Annotated in this window: 2 protein-coding genes; both read right to left on the minus strand. The window is 50.1% G+C overall.

Annotation, left to right across the window (positions count from 1 at the left end; genetic code table 11):
- Positions 1–411 (minus strand): NADH-quinone oxidoreductase subunit B family protein (locus COY37_RS03735; RefSeq protein ID WP_353682998.1); only part of this gene is annotated, 411 nt, incomplete at its 3' end.
- Positions 408–1,988 (minus strand): hydrogenase iron-sulfur subunit, encoded by a 1,581-nt coding sequence (locus tag COY37_RS03740; RefSeq protein WP_286679291.1) that lies wholly within the window; start codon positions 1,986–1,988, stop codon positions 408–410. The genes COY37_RS03740 and COY37_RS03735, both read right to left, overlap by 4 nt.
- Positions 1,989–2,343 lie beyond the last annotated feature (355 nt).

Raw genomic sequence — 2,343 nt, forward strand, 5'->3', positions numbered from 1 at the left:
GGGAATCTTGTAATCGACCTTTACCACCTGGTCGAGGGATTTTACCTCGGGCAAGTGCTTCGGTATCTCATCCGAAGACGGTATCTTGTCACCGTAGACGCTTGTTAGAACATCCTGAAGGTCGAAGAGGTTTCTCATCCCCGGGATACCACCGTAACTTGAACAGGTCCCGAGAGCGATGAGGCAATCGCATTTCTCTCGAAACTTCTTGGCGGTTTCTTCATTGTCCTCGGTTGCAACGGCCCCGTCCAGGATACCGATATCGGCATGGTCAAAGTCTTTGGTGTCGATAATGGGTGAATATACGATTTCTACAGCGCCAAGAACATCGAGAATCTCCTCATGCAAGTCGAGCAACGACATGTGGCAGCCGAAACAGCCCTCCAAAATTCCAGTAGCTACTGTTTTCATACGGTAACCTCCATCGTCTTAAGTTCGTTTAGGAAGGTCTCCGCCACCTCGGCTGCCGTTGCATCCTCGCATCCATCCATAGCAACTATCCTGAGGCGTTCTGAGTCGATTCCTCTACTTCTCAGAATCTCTCTAAAGAGGTTGGCCCTTCTATCGAGATCGACAGAACCCACGAGGTTCTGGCACTTGTCTTCTTTACACTTACCTATGATGACACCATCAAACCCTTTAGCAAAAGCCTCAAGGATAAGCTGGGTATCGACCCTGGCACCGCACTTAACACCTAGCGGCATGATATTGACAGAGTATTCGGTATCCGATTCGCCGGCGATATCCAAAGAAGGATAGCCGCAGCCCTCACACAGCATATAGAGCACTTTAGGGTCTCCGTTGGAGGGGAGTTGGGCGAGTATTTCGATTGCCGAGTGTAAATACTTGGTTGGATTGGCGAGTAAGTCTCTCGCACCGGTCGGGCAGGATGTGACGCAGTTTCCGCAGCCCCGGCAGCGCATGGCATCCACGATTGCGATCCTCTTCGCCTCATCGATGCTTGAAGCCTTAAACATGCAGGTCTTTATGCAAGTGCCGCATCCGCCGCACAGACGCTCGTCCACCTGAGAGACGGGGACTTCGTAGAGCAGCTCCTCTTTATCCAGAAGGGCTATGATGCCCATTGCCGCGCTTTCGGCATACGATACTTTAGCACATATGGAGTCTGCCGGGGGAACGATAAACATGCCCGACCTCCTAGTTGCAGTAGCCATAGTATGGCGGTTAAGCGGTTTGAAATAGCCGTCCTTATCTACAGCGAGATAAAGCACTGAGCGTAGCTCATCGGTGTATTCAAGATCGCTTCCGGTGGCCGCCATGACGGCGCCGACAGGAAGCGACTGGGTAGTGCCGTTTTTCTCAAGGGTTACGGTGAAATCTCCCCTGCGTCCGATGACTTCTTTTACCGTGGTCTCCGAGAATACCTGCAAGTTTTCATGCCCGAGCACGTAACCGACTGATGTGCGCATAAAGGCCTTTTCCTCCTCGGGCATGCGCACTTTGCCATCCTTATCTATAAGATAAACCTTGTAGCCGTGCGCGAGGAGTCTCTCGGCGATGACGATCCCCTCAAGGGACGCGCCGATAACGGCGACCCTCTTCTTCGGCGGAAACTCGATTATCTCAAACGGCGGCGAGGTTTTTACTTTTTCGATAGCAACATCTATCAGTAATTTTGCTTTCCGGCGTGCCCCCTGTGGGTTGGTTTTGTGGGGAAGCGCTGCATGTTCTTTGATGTTGGCAAAGCTTATCCTATTAAGGTTGATACCGCTTTTCTCTATCTCTTTGATGATAGAGCTTGCCTCTCTGTTGTTCTGGAAATAGAGCGGCGATTCACCGGCGAGGACAACGGCGTCGAGGTTGTTGTCCGCAATATCGGCCTTGATGGCGTTGATCGACCTTGCCGGGAAGAAGTTGTCGAACACCCGGACCACCGAGAGATCCATATACTCACCGGCCAGCCCGGACACATCAAATACCCTGCTTACCTCCCCGTTCGACTCAGATAGATACAGACCAATATTCATATAAGCCTCCTACTACGTGCGCTAGACTTTACTTCGATTAAATCCTCGGTCAATACTGTATGTGCAATAGGCTGTGTTACCCTATGTTACTTATTTGTCACATGCCGACTTATATCCTTCGACGACTAAGCGCTGTATCCTTTAAATTAGGAATACTTATTTCTTAATTATCAAATAAGCGCGTTGGCTGATTGGGTGTATGAAAAGAATGGCGGTGGATGCAACACTATTCGAACCAAAAGGAGCTAATAGACAGGTTGGAGGGGTACAATCATTATTTGCAGGGTTCTCTCAACAATCCGCTGGGTTTTCCAGTCTGTTTTGTAATTTTCCAGCGTTACTGCAGAGAACTCCG

It is taken from the genome of Candidatus Aquicultor secundus (assembly GCF_002791875.1).
In the GTDB taxonomy this organism is placed as follows: Bacteria; Actinomycetota; Aquicultoria; order Aquicultorales; family Aquicultoraceae; genus Aquicultor_A; species Aquicultor_A secundus.

Excerpts from the sequence above, each read along its gene's own strand:
- COY37_RS03740 (WP_286679291.1), bottom strand. The coding sequence starts at position 1,988 with ATGAATATTGGTCTGTATCTATCTGAGTCGAACGGGGAGGTAAGCAGG.